Here is a 17,777-nt window from a genome sequence, read left to right as displayed (position 1 = left end):
ATTTTCTCCGCCTTTTCAGGCAGGCGTTACTTTCAGCGGCAGGGTTTTGAGCCCGCCGACAAAGGTGCTGGTGGCACGCTGCGCGGCGCCTGCCGGTTCGATGGCCGCCACCCGATCCAGCAGGGCTTCGAACAGGATCCGCATCTCCAGCCGCGCCAGATGCAGGCCGAGGCACTGGTGCGCGCCTGCGCCGAAGGCGAGATGGCGATTGGGGACACGCGCCGCATCGAAGCGGCGCGGGTCGCGGAACTGCGCAGGGTCGTGGTTGGCGGCGACGTAGTTGATCATCAGCCAGTCGCCCGCCTTGATCTGCTGCCCACCGATCTCGCAATCCTCAGCCGCGGTGCGCATGAAGTGCTGCACGGGGGAGGTCCAGCGGATCGCTTCCTCGACGATGCCGGGCAGAAGCGAGCGGTCGGCCTTGAACCGCGCCCATTGCTTGGGGTCATTAGCCAGCGCCTGCATCGCGCCCGCCGTGCTGGCCGAGGTGGTGTCGTGCCCGGCGGTGGCGACGATGATGTAGTACCCCGCCATGTCGCGCGGCGGGAGCGGCTGGCCATCGACCAGCGCATTGGCGATCACGCTGGCGACATCCTCGGTGGGGTTCTTCCGGCGCTCCTCGGCGAGTGCGGCGAAGTAATCCTCGAAATTGCGCACCGCGCCCGCCACCAGCTGCACCACCTGTTCCGGCGTCATGTTCTCCATGCCGGTGCCCGACAGGTCCTTGTCCTGCCCGCCGAACAATTGCTGGGTGAGCATCTGCATCCGCAACTCGTCCGCTTCGGGCACGCCGAGGATCTGCATGACAACGCGCAAGGGATAGGGGCCGGAGACCTCCTTCACGAAGTCCACTTCCGGGCCCTGTTCGAGCATCCGGTCGACCGTCCGCGCGGCCAGCGCACGCAATTCGCCTTCGAGCCGCGCAAGGTTGCGCGGCATGAACCATTCCTGCGTCAGCTTGCGATACTTCGGATGCACCGGCGCATCGAACACCACCAGCGAATCGACCAGCATGTTCGATCCAGTCGCCGCGCGGCTGAACGCAATCGCTTCGTTGAAGCTGAACACCACCGGACGCGGGTTGTTGAGGAAGCCCGCATTGTCCTTGGAGATGCGCATCACATCATCATAGCGGGTGATGAGCCAGAACGGCTCGAACAGCCCGGGGGTGTCCGGCTCAACCCGCGCGACCGGTGTGGTCGATCGGATATGATCGAACAGATCGAGCAGGCCATGCCATTCGCCATAGGCCTGCGGGCTGATCACCTGCCGCGCGATATCCGGTGCCAGCGTGGCCGCAGGGGCGGGTGCCATTACGCCGCGACACCTTCCGCGCGCGCCTTCGCGGCAAATTCATCGCGCAACTCGCGCTTGTAGAGCTTGCCATTGGCCTCGCGGGGCAAATCGGGGCGGAAATCGAACAGCTTGGGCATCTTGATCTTCGACAGGCTGGCGCTGAGGAAATCACGCAGTTCCGCCTCCAGCCCCGGCCCGGCATGGGCCATGTCTTTCGGCTGCACCACCGCGACGACTTTTTCGCCCAGATCAGGGCAGGGCGCGCCGATCACGGCGGCGTCCATCACCTTGGGATGGGTGACAAGCAGGTTCTCGATCTCCTGCGGGTAGATGTTCACGCCCCCGCTGATGATCATGTGGCTCTTGCGGTCAGTCAGGAACAGGAAGCCGTCGGCGTCGAGATGGCCGATATCGCCGAGGGTCATCCAGCCCTTGGGGTGCATCGCCTCGGCGGTCTTGGCGGGATCATTGTGATAGGTCGGCAGCAGGGCGTTCTCGAAATAGATCAACCCATCCTCGCCCGGCCCCACTTCCGCGCCATCCGGCCCGCAGACGTGGAGCGTGCCGTAGATCGCCCGCCCGACGCTGCCGGGATGGGTCAACCAGTCGGCCGAGCGGATCATCGTCATGCCGATGCTCTCGCTCCCGGCGTAGTATTCATTGACGATGGGGCCCCACCATTCGATCATCTCGCGCTTGATCGGCACCGGGCAAGGCGCAGCCGCGTGGAGCGCGCGCTGGTGGCTGGAGAGGTCGTAGCGCGTGCGCACCGCCGGATCGAGTTTCAGGAACCGCACGAAATGCGTCGGCACCCACTGGCTGTCTGTCACCTTGTAGCGTTCGATCGCTTGCAGCGCTTCTTCGGGATCGAACTTCTCCATCATCACCACCGTCCCGCCGAGCCGGTGCACCACCGAGCACCACCCGATCGGGGCGGCATGGTAGAGCGGCGCGGGGGAGAGATAGACCATCGAACCATCGGTCGGCATGCCGGCCCCCATCACTGCAAGGCCGACCAGCGGCACGACGGCTTGCGGATCGGGATCTTCGGGCGGAGCCGGGCGGATACCTTTGGGCCGCCCGGTCGTCCCCGAAGAATAGAGCATCACCATGCCCGCGCTTTGATCCGCGATCGGATCGGGCGGTTGCGCGGCAAGGGCGGCGGCGAAATCTTTGGCATCGCTCCCAAGCTCTTTGGCGTCCATCACCAGCACGGTGAGGCCGGGGCATTCCTTGCGGATGTCATCCAGCATCTCGGCAAAATAGCCGCTGGTGATCAGCAGCTTCGCCTGCGCATCGCGGATGATGTAGGCCGCCTCGGGCGCGGTTAGCCGCGAGGAGATGGGCACCAGCATGGTGCCCGCGCGCTGCGAACCCCAGATCAGGGTGAAATAATCGAGCCGGTTTTCGAGCAGCACCGCAAAGGCATCGCCCGCACCAATCCCGTGCGCGCGCAGCAGGTGGGCGAAGCGGTTCGATTCCGCTTCCATTTCCCCATAGGTAATCTGCTTGCCCGATCCGGTCATGATGACAGCGGGATGATCGGGGCGGGTCGCGGCGTGCGCGATCGGGTGCATCGACATGATTTCTCTCCCTGCCCTTTGAGGCCCGATATACGGAGCCTGCCCGGGTTCTTTCTCGGGTCAGAAATCTAACGAGCGCTCGGGCAATGCCAAGCGAAAACAGTATAGCAAATGCCACTTATTCTACGGTGAGAGCATCTGCCGGTCGCACAAGAAAAAAGGCGGCGGGATAACCCGCCGCCGATATCGGACACCCTCTCCAATGTCCGGCCCGTTTTTCGCGGGCAAACTGGCATGCAGAAGCGCGAGTTTATTCGCCGCCGCTGCCCGTCAATTCGCTGCTTTTGTTCGCTGCGAACCGCCGTTCGTCTTCCATCATATACGGAATCGGATTGACTGCAACCCCATCAACACGAACTTCATAATGCAGGTGCGGGCCCGTCGAACGGCCGGTCGAACCGACATAGCCGATGAGGTCGCCCTTCTTGACCGTGTCACCTGCCGCAACCGCAAGGCGCGACAGGTGGGCGTAACGGGTTTGCAGCGAGGCCCCATGTTCGAGGCTGATGTAGAGCCCGTAGCTCGAATACCAGTCAGCGCGGCTCACCACACCATCAGCGGTCGCATAGACTGGGGTGCCGGTGGGCGCGGCCAGATCAATGCCCGAATGGCGGCGCATCCCGCCCAGCACCGGGTGCGTGCGCATCCCGTAAGAGCTCGTCAGCACCGAACCGATCAACGGCATGCGCGACGGGATCGAGACAGTGGGGCGTTCGGTCGGAGGGGTCGAGCCGGTGCGATCCATCGCTGTCCAGCTTGAGAACAGGGCGCGGAAGCGTTGGTCGCTCGCGGCGATGCCTTCGCCTTCGGCTTCGCGCAGCGGTTCCTTGACATCGGCAGCGGCGGCATTGGCAGAGGCGCTGTTGGCAGCATTGGCCGCGCTGTTGGCAAGCGCCGGACCGGAAATCGTCAGGGAGAGGAACGCGCCGCCAATGGCCAGCAATCCGGTGCACTTGCGCAGAAAAGAATTCATCCGGACCCGATCCCCATAGCCAGGCTTGGTGCCTTGCGTGATAGCGGCGCTTGCCGCGCCTTGTTGGATCGGAGTTATGCAGGGGAGTCGTTAAGAGGCAATCGCCGCATAGAATTCCCGCGATAAACCGGCTGCAAGACGCGCTGAGTCGTTGAACGGTGGCTTAACCGCGCCGCTAAAGTGGCGTTTCACGAGGCTTTGCCAGAGGCTTTGGGGATTCGCCTGCGTCATTTCGGCACAACGCAAAAAGTGCTTGGTGCCGAAAGCGACGTGGCGGATTTCGTCGTCAAGAATACGTGCGAGAATTTTTGCGCCGCCCTCATCGCCCGCCGCCGTGACCCGTTCGAGCGTCGCCGGGGTGACATCCAGCCCGCGCGCTTCGAGCACCATCGGCACCACCGCAAGCCGCGCGGCGACATCATGGCGTGTGGCATGGGCCGCTTCCCACAAGCCGCCATGCGCAGGCAGCGCGCCGTAATGGCTGCCAAGGCTTTCGAGCTTGCGCGCCAGCAGCGCGAAATGCATCGCCTCGTCCGCAGCGACGGCGAGAAAATCGCTGACGAAGCCCTCGCCCATCTCGGCCCCGAAGCGCCCGGCCATGTCGAGCGCGAGATCGATCGCGACAAATTCGATATGCGCGAGCGAATGCCACAAGGCGATGCGCGCGCGTTCCGATCCGAACTTGCCGCGCTTGGGCATCTGGCTGGGCGCGAGCAGTTCCGGCCGTGCGGGCCGTGCCGGTTCGTCAGGCATGGCGACATCAAAGACGAACGCCAGATCGCCGCGCCGCCATGCCCGTGCCACCTCACGGGTGGCAAAGCATTTGGCGCGCGGCTCTGCCGTCAGCAGCGCGGCACGGATCGCGGCAGCAACGGTTTGCGGCAAAATTCAGAGTGCCTTGGCAGCGGCGAGCACGTCTTCGGCGTGGCCTTTGACCTTCACCTTGTCCCACACCTGCGCGATGCGGCCTTCGGCATCGACCAGATAGGTCGAACGCACCATGCCCATGTAGGTCTTGCCATACATCTGCTTTTCCGCCCACACGCCGAGCGCATCGGACAGCCCGCCTTCTTCCGGATCGCTGGCGAGCGGCGCGGTCAGGCCGTGCTTGGCAATGAATTTCTGATGCTTGGCCGGGGTGTCCTTGCTCACCCCGAGCAGCGCGACACCGGCGGCATCGAAATCCGCCTTCATAGCCGAGAAATCCTTGTTCTCGGTGGTGCAGCCGGGCGTATCATCCTTGGGATAGAAGAACACGACCAGATTCTTCCCTCTGAAATCCGAAGGCTTGACGCTGCCGCCATCGGGCGTCGTCATGGCAATATCGGGGATCATGTCGCCCACGGCGGGGAAAGTGCTCATCGCGTAGTCTCCTGCTTTACGTCCACAATATCCGTCCCGAGAATCGCCTTCCAGACCCCGCCGACGCTTTGCCGCGCCTTGGCAAACTTGTGCAAGAGCGCATCGTAATCCGCCATCCCGCAGGCGCGGGCCATCGCCTGCGCGCCGCAAGCGGGGGGCTCCTTGCCATCAGGGGCGAGCAAGCGTCCGGCGACAAGCATCCGGCTCATCAATTCATGCGCCGGGACGATCTCGGGCGGCAACAGGCCCGCCTCCACCAGCGCGGTGATCGCAACCGACAGATCGGGATCAAGCGCGGCCGGTTGGCTGTGCGCCAGCGGCGCGCCGTTGGCGTCGAGCCCGCGCAATTGCAGGAACTGGACGATGAATTCGCAATCGACCAGCCCACCGCGCAGCAGTTTGGCATCCAGCGCGCCGCCCGGCTGCTTGTGCTGTGCCATGCGCTCGCGCATCTCGACCACCGCCGTGCGCAAACTCGCGGCATCGCGCGGGGCGCGGATCACTTCGGCAAGGATCGCGTCAAGCTGCGCGCGCGCCGCAGGCGATCCGGCCAGCACCCGCGCGCGGGCCAGCGCCATATGCTCCCACGTCCACGCGGCTTCGCGCTGATATTTGGCAAAGGCCTCGCAGCTGACCGCCAGCGGGCCTTGATTACCCTGCGGGCGCAAGCGGGTGTCGACTTCGTAGAGCGCGCCCTGCGCGGTCGGAACCGACAACGCGGCGCTGACCCGGCTGGCGAGCCGGTTGAAATATTGCGTCGCGCCCAAAGGCCGCTCGCCATCCGAACGCGCGGCAAAATCGCCGGTGAAGAGATAGACGATATCGAGATCCGAAGCATGGGTCAGCGCGCCTCCGCCCAGCCGCCCGAGCCCCAGCACCAGCAATTCGCCGCCGGGAATTCGGCCATGCTTGCTTTCAAACTCGCGGACCGCACCCTGCATCGCGAGCGCCAGCGCGGCTTCGGCCAAGCGTGACAGCGCACGGGCAATCGCGAGCGGATCGGCCAGCCCTTCGATCAGTTGCACGCCCAGCGCAAAGCGCACCTCGCCCGTCACCACCCGGATCGCATCGAGCAGCGCCTCGTAATCACGGCGCGCGGCCTTGGCCTCCATCCGCGCCATGATCGCAGCGGTCTCGCCCGGCAGGTCGAGCGCATCGCGATCAAGCAGGGTGTCGAGCAATTCGGGGCGCCGCGCGAGTTCGTCCGAAAGGACCGGCGCGAGGGTCAGGGTGGCCACCAGTCGATCAAGCAGCACCGGCTGTGCGGCCAGCAGTTGGAACAGCGTGATCGCCGAGGGCACGCGTTCGAGAATGCTTTCCCACCGGGTGATCGCCCGCATCGGATCATCGCTCGCTGCCATCGCCGCGATCAGCAGCGGTTGCAGCGCGGCAAAGGCGCGCAGCGCTTGCGGGGTGCGCAGGCAGGCAAAGCGCCCTTCGCTCCAGCCTTCGATGCGCTTCGCCAGCGCGGCGGGATCGGCAAATCCCAGTTCGGCCAGCCGCGTGGCCAGATCGCTCGCCTGCGCGACAGCTGTCACGGGCGCGGCGCGCACGCCGATCAACTGTTCATAGATGCTGCCGGTGCGCGCGGTCAGCGCCGTCAGTTCGGCGATCAGGGCCGCACCATCGGCCAGCCCGTCGAGCCGTGCCACATTATCGAGGGCAGCCCCATCGGGCAGCGCATGGGTCTGGCGATCATGCACCATCTGCAAGCGGTGCTCTATGGCGCGCAGCCGATCATAGCCCGTCCCGAGCGTGTCGGCATCCTCGGGGCTGATGCGTTCGGCGCGGGCCAGCGCATCAAGCGCTGCGCGTGTTCCGCGCACCCGCAAGGAGGGATCGCGCCCGCCGTGGATCAACTGGTGGGTCTGGGCGAAGAATTCGATTTCGCGAATGCCGCCGCGCCCGCGCTTGACATCAAAGCCGGGGCCGGGGGTTGCGGGGCCATCATGGCTGTCGCGGATGCGGCGGGTGAGTTCGCGGATTTCCTCGATCGCGCCGAAATCGAGGTGGCTGCGCCACACGAACGGCCCGATCTCTTCAAGGAATGCCTCGCCCGCCGCGATGTCTCCGGCAGCGGCGCGGGCGCGGATGAAGGCCGCGCGCTCCCACGCCAGCGCCGCGCCCTGATAATGCGCCAGCGCCGCGCCGCGCGACACCGCCAGCGGGCTGACTTCGCTCGCCGGGCGCAGCCGCAGATCGACCCGCAGCACATAGCCGTCGGGCGTGTTCTCCGAAAGCAGCGCCACCACCCGCCGGGCGTAGCGATTGGCAGCCTCGCCCGGATCATCCTTGGCCCGGCGTGGCAGCGTGGCGGGATCATAAAGCAGGATCGGATCAATATCCGAAGAGTAGTTGAGCTCGCCTGCGCCCTGCTTGCCCAAGGCGAGCGCGATCATGCCCGCGGCGCTGGCTTCCTCAGTGCGTTCGGTGATGGCGGTGCGGATCGCGCGATCCAGCGCCCGGTCGGCGAAGCCGGTAAGCGCGCTGACGACCTGCGCCAGCGGAAAGGCTCCGGCGAGATCGCCAATCGCCAGCACTGTGGCAAGCGCAAGCCGTTCGCGCCGCAGCGCCGTGGCGGTGTCTTCATGCGTGCCGTGCGCGCGAGCAAAGGCAAATGCGGCCTCGGCATCGCCGGCAGCCAGCCACTCGGCGAGCAAAGGCTGGCGTTCCAGCGCACGGGCCAGAAAGGGCGCATGCGCCTGTGCCCGCGCCAGCGCGCCGCTCCAATCGGGTGATAGCGTCTCTCCCATCGCCTGCTTCCTTGGCGGCAGGCAGCCGCGCCTGCAAGGGGCGGCGTGCCTTGCGCGCTGGCCGCCGCTCTGCAAGGGAAGCGCACACGCATTGGCATTTCGCAGGGGAGAGCATCGCCATGGCTTTCAGAAAATCCGCAATCGCAGCGACACTCGGTACGCTCGCTGCTGCCACATTGGCGCTCGCCGGGTGTGACGATTTCGCCGCGAACACCGCCAGCGCGCTTGATATTCCCGAGATCGCGCCGGGCGATATCTCTGAAGACACCATGCGCGAGGTTACCCGCGTGCTGGCAAGCGACGCATTCGAAGGCCGCATGCCCGGCAGCGTCGGCGAGGAAAAGACGCTGGCCTACCTGATCGAACGCTTCAAGGCGGCGGGGCTCCAGCCGGGCAATGGCGACAGCTGGCTTCAGGAGGTGCCGCTGATGGAAATCACCGGCGCGAACCATGCGCCGCTTACCATCACTGGCGGCAAGACTCCGCTGTCCTTCTCTTTCGCCAAGGACTGGGTCGGCGTGACGTTCCGCGAAGAGGCGAAGACCAGCATCACCGGCAGCGAGATGGTGTTTGTCGGCTATGGCATCAACGCGCCCGAAAAGGGCTGGAATGATTACGCGGGCCTCGATGTGAAGGGCAAGACGGTGATCATCCTTGTCAATGATCCCGATTGGCAATCCGCCAAACTGGAAGGCCCGTTCAACGGCAAGGCGATGACCTATTACGGGCGCTGGACCTACAAGTATGAAGAGGCCGCCCGGCAGGGTGCGGCGGCGGCGCTGATCATCCACGATACCCAACCCGCCAGCTACGGCTGGAACGTGGTCGAAAGCTCGTGGACCGGCCCGCAGGCCCATCCGCAATATGGCGACAAGGCACCGCCGCTCACGCAGATGAACGGCTGGCTCCATAAGGATTCCGCCCGCGCGGTGCTGGCCGCCGCCGGGCAGGATCTCGAGAAGCTCACGCAGGCTGCGCAGCAGAAGGGTTTCAAAGCCGTGCCGCTCGGGCTGAAACTGGCCACGAGTTTCGACAACACCAATCGCAAATTCATGTCGCACAATGTCATTGGCGTGCTGCCGGGGCGCGAAGCGCCTGACGAATATGTGCTCCACACCGCGCACTGGGATCACCTGGGGCGCTGCACCCCTGCCCCCGATGGCGATGATATCTGCAATGGCGCGGTCGACAATGCGACTGGCACGGCTGCGCTGGTCGCGCTCGCCGAAGCCCATGCCAAGGCAGGCGCGCCGCGCCGCAGCCTCGTTTTCCTTGCGGTGACGGCGGAGGAATCCGGGCTGCTCGGCTCGGCCTGGTATGGTGCCAATCCGATCTTCCCGCTCGCGCAGACGGTGGGCGGGGTCAACATGGATGCCTTTCTGGTGGCGGGGCCGTCCAAGGACATGACCGCAGTGGGCGGGGGCAAGTCGCAGCTTGATGCCTTCCTAATGGCTGCGCTCAAGGCTGATGGCCGCGTGGTGACACCCGATGCCGCGCCCGAGGCAGGCTATTACTATCGCTCCGATCACTTCTCGATGGCCAAGCGCGGGGTGCCGATGCTCTATCTCGATGGCGGCGAGGATCTGATCGAAGGCGGCCGCGCGGCCGGTGCCAAGCTGGCCGAAGATTATCGCGCCAATCGCTATCACGGGCCAAAGGACGAATTCGATCCGAACTGGAACTGGGCAGGGGTGATGGCCGATCTCCAGCTCTATTTCCGCATCGGGCGCAGCCTCGCGATGAGCACCAGCTGGCCGAACTGGAACGAGGGTGACGAATTCCGCAGCATCCGCGATGCGAGCTGCGCTGACAGCAAGAAAGGCTGCTGATGCGCGCTCCATTGATGCCGCCCGAATGGGCGCCGCAGGATTGGATCTGGATCGGCTTTCCCCATCTTGCCGAGGAATGGCCCGGCTGGCTTGAACCGGCGCAGGAGCAGATGGCGGCTTTCGCCTCGGCCGTCGCGGAAAGCGGGCAGGAGGTGCGTTTGTTGGTGCGCGATGAAGCCAACGCGGCCCGCGCGCGCGCGCTGGTGAGCAGCAAGGTAACGCTCGAGCAGCGCGTCTATGGCGATGTCTGGCTGCGTGACACCGGGCCGCTGGTGGTGCGCGAAGCGGACGGCACCCGCATCGCGCGCCGCTTTGGCTTCAACGGCTGGGGCGGCAAATACCTGATGCCTGGTGATCAGGAAATCGGCGCAGAGATCGCGCGTGATGCCGGGCTTGCCGTGACGCACACGCCGATAATCCTCGAAGGCGGGGCGGTGGATGGCGATGGCACGGGCCTTGTCGCGACGACCGAGCAATGCCTGCTCAACCCCAACCGCAATCCGCATCTGACCCGCGAAGCGATCGAAGCGGAACTGGCAACACAGCTCGGTTTTGACCGCGTGCTGTGGCTGGGCGAAGGGCTGATCAATGATCACACCGATGGCCATGTCGATAACCTCGCGCGCTTTGTCGCGCCCAACCGGCTGGTGGTGCCGGAGCCGACCGGCAAGGATGATCCCAACGCCGCGATCTATGCCGATGCGGCCGCGCGTGCCGCAGCGTTCGGGGTCGAGGTTGTGCGCATTCCCTCACCCGGCCTTATCATCCGCGATGGCGTGATCGAACCGGCGAGCTACGTGAATTTCGCGATCACCTCGCATCTGGTGGTGGTGCCGACCTTCGGCAGCCCGCATGATGCCGATGGTGTCGCCGCGATTGCCGCCCTGTTCCCCGATCGCGACACCATCGGCTTGCCCGGCGAAGCTGTCTTGGCGGGCGGCGGCGGCTTCCACTGCGCCAGCCAGCAAATGCCCTCTGCCTAGGGACGGGTTTACCTTTTGTTAGGATTTTCGGGCGCATGCATGGGGGCATGGAACGCGTCCAGAACCTTGTCCGTGCCGTGGCTTTGCCGGCGGTTGATCAGCGGATCAATCTGCTCGAGATCGCCCGCAGTGCGATGGTGCTGGGCTGCGCGCTGGCGCTGATCGCGGCTGGCAGCTTTCTGCCCTTCTGATCAGATCAGACGCAGCATCGCGGCAACAGCCGCTCCTCCCAGCACCAGACCGACACTCGTGCGCCATAGCGGATCGCTGACCCGGCCCGAAACCCGCGCCCCCAGCTTGTTGCCCGCGATGATCACCGGCAGGATCAGCAGTGCGAACAGCAGCAACTCCGGCCGCAGGATACCGAGCCATGCGGCACTTGCCAGCCCGGTGGTGGCGGCGATGGTGAAGATCAGCTGCATCGAGGCCTTGGCCGTCGCTCGCGGCAAATCGCGCCCCGCGTAATAGGGCACCACTGGCGGGCCGGGCATCCCGGCATAGCCGGTCATCAACCCGCTCAGCACGCCGACGCCGCCGGTCACGGCCCGTCCCGGCATCGCGCTTCCCCGACGGGGCAGCAGGATTGCGACAAAAGCGCTCACGGCAATCAGCGCGATGACAAGCCGCGCCACATCCCTGCCCGTCAGCGACAGCGCATAAAGGCCGAGTGGGGTCGTCACCACCACCGCGGCGCCGATCATCCACGCGCTCTTTTCGGCGTCACGCACCAGGGTGCGGATCTCGGTCGCGCCAAGCATCAGCGAAAGCGCATTGGTGAGCGCCACCGCCTCGACCGGCGGGAGCGCCAAGGCCAGCACCGGCACCAGCAGGATCGCCATGCCGAAGCCGGTCAACCCGCGAACAAAGGCCGAGCCGAGCGCCGCACCACAAGCAACGGCGATCTGTAGCGCGGTGAGGCCCCCGATGAGTTCCACGCCGGACGCTTACTTCGCTTCGCGCGCCTTCAGCCAGGCTTCCATCTCGGCGATCTCGGCCTTCTGCGCCGCGATCACCCGGGCGGCAAGATCGCGCGCCTTTTCATCCTTCGCGTATTTCAGAGCGACTTCGGACATTTCGACCGCGCCTTGGTGGTGGGCCAGCATTCCCTGCATGAACGCGACATCGGCATCGGCAGGGATGTCGGCCATTCCGGTGTGCATCTTGTCGTTGACTGCCTTGTAAGCCGCCTGCGCCTCGGTCAGCTCAGGCTTGGCCTCACCGCCCATGTCGTGGCCAGAATGGTCCATGCTTGCATGGTCGACGGCAGCGGGCTTGTCAGCGGTATCGGTGTCTTTCCCGCACGCGGCGAGCAAGGCAAGCGCCACGGGGGCGAGGATGACAATAGGCTTCATGGTCAGTTCTCCGTCTTGAGGTCTGGGGGCGTGCCTTCGCTGGTGAGCATCGCGATCGCCTCGGCGAGCGGCATCACCTTCTGGTGCTCGGCGCCCAGCGTGCGGACCGCGACGGTGCCTTCCTCGGCCTCGCGCTTGCCGACCACCAGCAAGTGCGGAATCTTGGCGAGCGAGTGTTCGCGGACCTTGTAGTTGATCTTCTCGTTGCGGGTGTCGGTTTCGACCCGGATGCCCGCCGCTTTCAGCTGCGCTTCGACCTCATGGGCATAGCCATCCGCGTCCGAGACGATGGTGGCGACCACCGCCTGCACCGGGGCAAGCCATGCGGGCAGGCGTCCGGCGAAGTGCTCGATCAGGATGCCGATGAAGCGTTCGTAGCTTCCGAAGATCGCGCGGTGGAGCATCACCGGGCGGTGCTTTTCGCCATCTTCGCCGATATAGTTCGCGTCCAGACGTTCGGGCAGGACGCGGTCGGACTGGATCGTGCCCACCTGCCAGGTGCGCCCGATCGCGTCGGTGAGGTGCCATTCGAGCTTGGGGGCGTAGAAGGCGCCTTCGCCGGGGAGTTCTTCCCATGCGAGGCCGTTCGCAGTCAGCGCGTCACGCAGTTCCTGCTCGGCCTTGTCCCAGTCCGCATCGCTCCCGAACCGCTTTTCCGGGCGCAGCGCGAGCTTGATGTCATAGGTGAAGCCGAAGTCGCGATAGACAGAATCAGCGAGCGCGATGAAGCTCTGCACTTCGCCGACGACCTGGCTTTCGGTGCAGAAGATATGCGCATCGTCCTGCGTGAACTGGCGCACGCGCATCAGCCCGTGGAGCGCGCCGTGGGGTTCGTTGCGGTGGCAGCAGCCCATTTCGCCGAGGCGGATCGGCAGGTCGCGGTACGAGGTGATCCCCTGCTTGAATACCAGCACATGCGCCGGGCAGTTCATCGGCTTGATCGCCATCCACGTGGCATCATCGGCAACCTTGGGCGAGGCCGCGCCGCTTTCCTCGTCCACCTCGGGCACCATGTCGGGCACGGCGAACATGTTCTGGGCATATTTCCCCCAGTGGCCCGATTGCGTCCACTGGCGCACGTCCATCAGCTGCGGGGTCTTGATCTCGCGATAGCCCGCGCCGTCCATCTTGCGGCGCATATAGGATTCGAGCTCGCGCCAGATGCGGTAGCCCTTGGGGTGCCAGAAGACGCTGCCATGAGCCTCTTCCTGCAAGTGGAACAGGTCCATCTCGCGCCCCAGCTTGCGGTGATCGCGCTTGGCGGCTTCCTCAAGGCGCATGAGATGCGCCTGAAGCTGCTTCTTGTTGAGCCAGCCGGTGCCGTAGATGCGGGTCAGCTGCGCATTGTTCTGGTCGCCGCGCCAATAGGCCCCGGCGACGCGCATCAGCTTGAAGGCTTCGGGATCGAGCTTGCCGGTGCTCGGCAGATGGGGCCCGCGGCACATGTCGAGCCAGTCATTGCCGCTCCAATAGACCGTCAGCTCCTCGCCTTCGGGGAGTTCCTTGGCCCATTCGGCCTTGAAGGTCTCACCCTCGCCCGCCCACTTGGCGATGAGGTCTTCGCGGCTCCACACCTCGCGGCGCAGCGGCTTGTCGGCGCGGATGATGCGGCGCATTTCCTCCTCGATCGCGGGGAGATCATCCATGCTGAACGGCTCGCGGTTGTCGGGGGCCTTCACGTCGTAATAGAACCCGTCATCGGTCGCGGGGCCGAAGGTGATCTGCGTACCGGGGAACAGCGCCTGCACCGCTTCGGCGAGGACGTGGGCGTAATCGTGGCGGGCGAGTTCGAGCGCATCGGCCTCGTCCCGCGCGGTGACCAGCGCGAGTTCCGCGTCACCATCAAAGGGCCGGGTGAGATCGCGCAGCTCGCCATTGACGCGCGCGGCGAGTGCCGCCTTGGCAAGGCCGGGGCCGATCGCCGCGGCGACATCCGCCGGGGTCGAGCCTTGCGGCATCTCGCGCACCGATCCATCGGGCAGGCTGATCTTGAGCAGTTCCGTCATCATCTTGCGTCCGTCTCGTTTGGCGCGCGCCTTGGCATAGTTGGGCGCGCACCGGAAGAGCGGTGTTGCGAGGATCGGCTCAGGGGAGGACACCGCACCGCCCCTGACCGGGGGGCGGGCCTTGCGTGCCTATCGCGCGCGCCGCCGCCCCCGGATGGTAGTCCGGGTCGTCGTGGTCACACGGGTGGTGATCGGCTTGCGCATAGCACGCCCCATAGCGGGCAATTGCTGCGATGTCATTACCGGCGGCACAGGGGCCTAGATTTCGAGCGTGCCCGAACCGGCTGCGGCGGACACCCGCTTGGTTCCGGTAAGCTTCGCTGCACGCTGGCGCACCCCGCCGGTAAAGCGGTATTCGGTGGTCGCCCGCGCCGGGGTGAGCTCCACCACCATATAGCCGCGCTGCGACGTGTCGGCCCATTTGAGCCCGGCATTGGTGGTGACCATGGCTGTCGCAAGATCCTTGGGCGGCACAAACGAAAGGTAGCTTTCAAAGCCCGGTGACGAGACGCTCTGCACGCCAAATTCGATACCTGCCTTCGCGCCTTCGTGGCCCAGTTCGAAGGCCCAGCCATTATGCGTGTCGCCTGCCAGTACCAGCAGGTTTGCATCAGCGGCAAGCGCAGAGGCGATCACCCGCGCGCGGGCGGCGGGATAGCCGTCCCATGCATCCATGTTGAAGGGCAGGCCTGCCTTGCTCGCGAGGCTCGCCGCGGTAAGCCGCTGGCGGACATAATCGGGCAGGGCACTACCAAGCTGATCGATCAGCCCCGATGGCGTTCTCAAATTGCCCATCAGCACTTGCTGCACCAGCACTTGCCATGCCGTGCCGTTCTTGACCGAGGCGGCAAGCCCTTCGGCCAGCCATTGTTCCTGTGCGGCACCGAGCATGGTGCGATCCGAAGCGGCATAGGCGCCATCGCGGAACGCGGCCAAGGCCTGCGCAACCTCCTGCGGATCGCTCTTGCCTGCGAGCACCGCGCCGAGATCAAGCTGCTTGTCGCGCGCCAGCAGGCGGGTTTCGAGCCGGAACAGGGTTGCCAGATCGCCCACCTGATAGGCGGCATAGGGATCATCCGAGACCGGCAGCCATTCGCGGTTGACCTGAAAGGCGATGGCCTTGCGCATGTCCCACGCGCCTTCGGTGGCGGGGGTGTGGTTCTGTGCGCCGCCGTGCCAGCTGTCATTGGCGCTTTCGTGATCATCCATGATGCAGATCATCGGCATGATCTGGTGGATGCGGCGCAGATCGGGATCGGCGCGGTAGGTCGCGTAGCGCAGGCGATAATCCGCCAGCGTCACGATCTCGTTTTCGGGGGCGAGCACGCGGTCAGCGGCAGCCTGCTGCGCGGTCGGATAGGTGCCCTTTTCATATTCGTAGAGATAATCGCCAAGGTGCAGTGCGAGATCACAATCGGCGACCTCGGCCGCGTGGCCATAGGCATTGAACCAGCCAAAGCCATAGTTCGAACAGGAAAACACCGCGAGCCGGAACGCCGCGGTCGGCCCTTGCGGCAAGGTGCGGGTGCGGCCGATGTCCGAAACCGCGCCATCGGGCGCGACAAAGCGGTAGAAATACCATTGCCCCGGGGCAAGGCTGCCCGCGATAGCCTTGGCACACCAGTCGCGTGCAGGTGAGGCCAAGGCCTCGCCGCTGGCAAGCGGACGGGAAAAATCTTCCGATGCGCTCACCTCCCAGATGAGCCGCGTTTCGGCATCCGCGACAAAGCGCGTCCACAGCAGCACCGAATGGGCCGCAGGCTCGCCGCTCGCGACGCCGTGGGTAAAGCCGCTGCCGAAGCTGCGCGCGGCGAGCGGGGTGGCCGCGAGCGCCGCCGAAGCGCCCGCAAGCGTGAACAGGCCGCGCCGTGTCAGCGCAGTGGCGGGCGAAGCGGCGGGAAGGCGGAGTGTGTGATCTTCGGACATGGACATGCGCGCTAACCCTCTCCCGTTGCGGCCTTGTGACAATCGCGGCCGCGACAATGGTTGCGCTTCACACAAAGAGCAAGGCAAGAGAGGCGGCATGAGCGCACCTCTTTTCCACACCCTGCCCGATGGCCGTCGCATCGCGTTTCGTCACGTCCTTCCGACACCCGCCCATGCCACTTCGCCGACCCTCGTGTTCCTGCCCGGCTACATGTCCGACATGAGCGGTAGCAAGGCGACGCGCCTGTTCGCGAGCGCCGCCGCGGCAGGGCGCGGCTGCCTGCTGCTCGACTATTCGGGCTGCGGGATGAGTTCGGGCGCCTTTGCCGATGGCACCTTGACGCGCTGGCGTGACGAGGTGCTCAGCCTGATCGCCACGCAGGTCGCAGGGCCGGTCCTCCTTGCGGGTTCCTCGATGGGCGGGTGGCTGATGCTGTTGGTGGGCGAACAGCTTGGGCCGCAGCTTGCGGGGCTGATCGGCATCGCGCCCGCCCCGGATTTCACCCGTTGGGGCTATACCCCCGCACAACAAGCCGCGCTGGCGGCGGGCGAGACAATCTTCGAATCCAATCCCTACGGGCCCGAGCCGACCCCGACTTTTGCCGCGTTCCATGCCGATGCCGCGCAGCACCAGCGGCTTGAACAGGGCGTGGCGCTCACCTGCCCGGTGCATCTGGTCCACGGCCAGCGCGATCCCGATGTGCCGTGGGAGATCAGCCTCAAGCTCGCCGCGGCGCTCGCTTCGGATGCGGTTCAGGTTACGCTGATAAAGGACGGCGATCACCGCCTCTCGCGCCCGCAGGATCTTACGGTGGTCGAACGCGCGGTGGCCGCTTTCTATCAGGGGAATTGATGTGTCGCTGCTGCTTGCCCTGCTCCTTCAGGTTGGCCCCTTTCCGGGGGTCGATACCATGCCCACGGCTGATGATCCGCTGATCAACCGGCCGCCGCCGCGCCGGGTCCGCGGGCGCAATGGCATCGTCGAGATCGAGGGCATCACCCCGTCGAGCCAGTGGTTGCAGGATTGCCTCAACCAGATCGAAGAGGATCCCGCCCGCGCCCATGCCACCGCGCAGATCCGCCGCACCGAAGCGACCGGCGCGGATCGGGTGCTGGCCAACCTGTGTCTGGGCGCAGCCTCAACCGAACTCGCGCGGTGGGATGATGCGCGCGATGCCTTCCTCGCCGCGCGCGAAGGCACGCCGGCTGCCGAACCGCGTCCGCGCGCGCGCTTTGCCACGATGGCGGGAAATGCCGCTTTCGAAGGCGCCCGGCAGGAGGAAGCGCTCGCACTGCTGACGCTGGCGCGTGAAGATGCGCGGGTGGCGAGCGATGCGACGCTCGAGGCGATCGCCGCGATTGATTCCGCCCGCGTGCTGGTGGCGCTGGCCCGGCCCGATGCGGCGCTTGCCGCCTTGCAGGACGCGATCCGGCTCGCGCCCGAACGCGCCGAAGGCTGGCTGCTGCAGGCGACCTTGCTGCGGCGGCTTGACCGGCTCGGCGAGGCGCAGGCCGCGATCACCCGCGCTGCCACGCTCGCTCCGAAAGATCCCGAAGTGGGCCTGGAAGCCGGAGTCATTGCGGTGCTCGACGGGCGCGACGCGGCCGCGCGGGCAAGCTGGGAATCCGTGATTGCGCTTGATCCGGCCACGCCCTTCGCCGAGACTGCGCGCGGCTATCTCGCTCAACTGGAGCCGCCGCAAGGGAGCTGACC

15 protein-coding genes are annotated in these 17,777 nt (G+C 65.8%); 5 read left to right on the top strand and 10 right to left on the bottom strand.

Annotated features, from left to right (window positions below):
• Positions 1–15 precede the first annotated feature (15 nt).
• The 6 genes from SOQ14_RS06950 to glnE form a co-directional block, all read right to left on the bottom strand.
• On the bottom strand, positions 16–1,314 hold the full coding sequence (locus SOQ14_RS06950; RefSeq protein ID WP_322897331.1) for a cytochrome P450: 1,299 nt from the start codon (positions 1,312–1,314) through the stop codon (positions 16–18).
• Complete coding sequence (locus SOQ14_RS06945) at positions 1,314–2,873, bottom strand: acyl-CoA synthetase (RefSeq protein ID WP_322897857.1); 1,560 nt, start codon at positions 2,871–2,873, stop codon at positions 1,314–1,316. The genes SOQ14_RS06950 and SOQ14_RS06945 overlap by 1 nt, the downstream gene beginning before the upstream one ends.
• A 256-nt stretch (positions 2,874–3,129) precedes the next feature.
• Positions 3,130–3,852 (bottom strand): M23 family metallopeptidase, encoded by a 723-nt coding sequence (locus tag SOQ14_RS06940; protein WP_322897330.1) that lies wholly within the window; start codon positions 3,850–3,852, stop codon positions 3,130–3,132.
• A gap of 90 nt (positions 3,853–3,942) precedes the next feature.
• Entirely contained in the window at positions 3,943–4,737 is a 795-nt protein-coding gene (locus SOQ14_RS06935) for a ferritin-like domain-containing protein (protein WP_322897329.1), read from the bottom strand.
• A gap of 3 nt (positions 4,738–4,740) precedes the next feature.
• Positions 4,741–5,214, bottom strand: a complete 474-nt coding sequence (locus tag SOQ14_RS06930; protein ID WP_322897328.1) for a peroxiredoxin — start codon at positions 5,212–5,214, stop codon at positions 4,741–4,743.
• On the bottom strand, positions 5,211–7,967 hold the full coding sequence (gene glnE, locus SOQ14_RS06925; protein WP_322897327.1) for a bifunctional [glutamate--ammonia ligase]-adenylyl-L-tyrosine phosphorylase/[glutamate--ammonia-ligase] adenylyltransferase: 2,757 nt from the start codon (positions 7,965–7,967) through the stop codon (positions 5,211–5,213). Before glnE ends, SOQ14_RS06930 begins: the two co-directional genes overlap by 4 nt.
• Positions 7,968–8,086: 119 nt before the next feature.
• On the opposite strand from glnE, the gene SOQ14_RS06920 reads away from it, so the two are divergent.
• The 3 genes from SOQ14_RS06920 to SOQ14_RS06910 are packed head-to-tail and all read left to right on the top strand — an operon-like array spanning position 8,087 to position 10,970.
• The gene (locus SOQ14_RS06920) at positions 8,087–9,796 is read left to right on the top strand and encodes a M28 family peptidase (RefSeq protein ID WP_322897326.1); all 1,710 of its coding nucleotides are present in this window, start codon (positions 8,087–8,089) and stop codon (positions 9,794–9,796) included.
• On the top strand, positions 9,796–10,779 hold the full coding sequence (locus tag SOQ14_RS06915; RefSeq protein ID WP_322897325.1) for an agmatine deiminase family protein: 984 nt from the start codon (positions 9,796–9,798) through the stop codon (positions 10,777–10,779). The genes SOQ14_RS06920 and SOQ14_RS06915 overlap by 1 nt, the downstream gene beginning before the upstream one ends.
• A 35-nt stretch (positions 10,780–10,814) precedes the next feature.
• Positions 10,815–10,970, top strand: a complete 156-nt coding sequence (locus SOQ14_RS06910; protein ID WP_322897324.1) for a hypothetical protein — start codon at positions 10,815–10,817, stop codon at positions 10,968–10,970.
• Here SOQ14_RS06910 and SOQ14_RS06905 read toward each other — a convergent pair whose 3' ends face one another.
• The 4 genes from SOQ14_RS06905 to SOQ14_RS06890 all read right to left on the bottom strand — a co-directional run bounded on the left by SOQ14_RS06905 (position 10,971) and on the right by SOQ14_RS06890 (position 16,069).
• Complete coding sequence (locus SOQ14_RS06905) at positions 10,971–11,714, bottom strand: TSUP family transporter (protein WP_322897323.1); 744 nt, start codon at positions 11,712–11,714, stop codon at positions 10,971–10,973.
• 9 nt (positions 11,715–11,723) lie between these two features.
• Positions 11,724–12,131 (bottom strand): CopM family metallochaperone, encoded by a 408-nt coding sequence (gene copM, locus SOQ14_RS06900; RefSeq protein WP_322897322.1) that lies wholly within the window; start codon positions 12,129–12,131, stop codon positions 11,724–11,726.
• A 2-nt stretch (positions 12,132–12,133) separates the two neighbouring features.
• Positions 12,134–14,137, bottom strand: a complete 2,004-nt coding sequence (gene thrS, locus SOQ14_RS06895) for a threonine--tRNA ligase (protein ID WP_322897856.1) — start codon at positions 14,135–14,137, stop codon at positions 12,134–12,136.
• A gap of 258 nt (positions 14,138–14,395) precedes the next feature.
• Positions 14,396–16,069 (bottom strand): alkaline phosphatase D family protein, encoded by a 1,674-nt coding sequence (locus tag SOQ14_RS06890; RefSeq protein ID WP_322897321.1) that lies wholly within the window; start codon positions 16,067–16,069, stop codon positions 14,396–14,398.
• A 91-nt stretch (positions 16,070–16,160) separates the two neighbouring features.
• On the opposite strand from SOQ14_RS06890, the gene SOQ14_RS06885 reads away from it, so the two are divergent.
• Together SOQ14_RS06885 and SOQ14_RS06880 are read left to right on the top strand one after the other, a co-directional pair.
• A complete protein-coding gene (locus SOQ14_RS06885; RefSeq protein WP_322897320.1) occupies positions 16,161–16,916 on the top strand; it encodes an alpha/beta hydrolase in 756 nt (251 codons plus the stop codon).
• A gap of 1 nt (position 16,917) precedes the next feature.
• Positions 16,918–17,775 (top strand): tetratricopeptide repeat protein, encoded by an 858-nt coding sequence (locus tag SOQ14_RS06880; protein WP_322897319.1) that lies wholly within the window; start codon positions 16,918–16,920, stop codon positions 17,773–17,775.
• Positions 17,776–17,777 lie beyond the last annotated feature (2 nt).

Source organism: Erythrobacter epiphyticus (assembly GCF_034653295.1).
Lineage (GTDB): Bacteria > Pseudomonadota > Alphaproteobacteria > Sphingomonadales > Sphingomonadaceae > Erythrobacter.
Note: the sequence above shows the minus strand (reverse complement) of the source record. Positions and strands in the feature narration are given on the sequence as shown.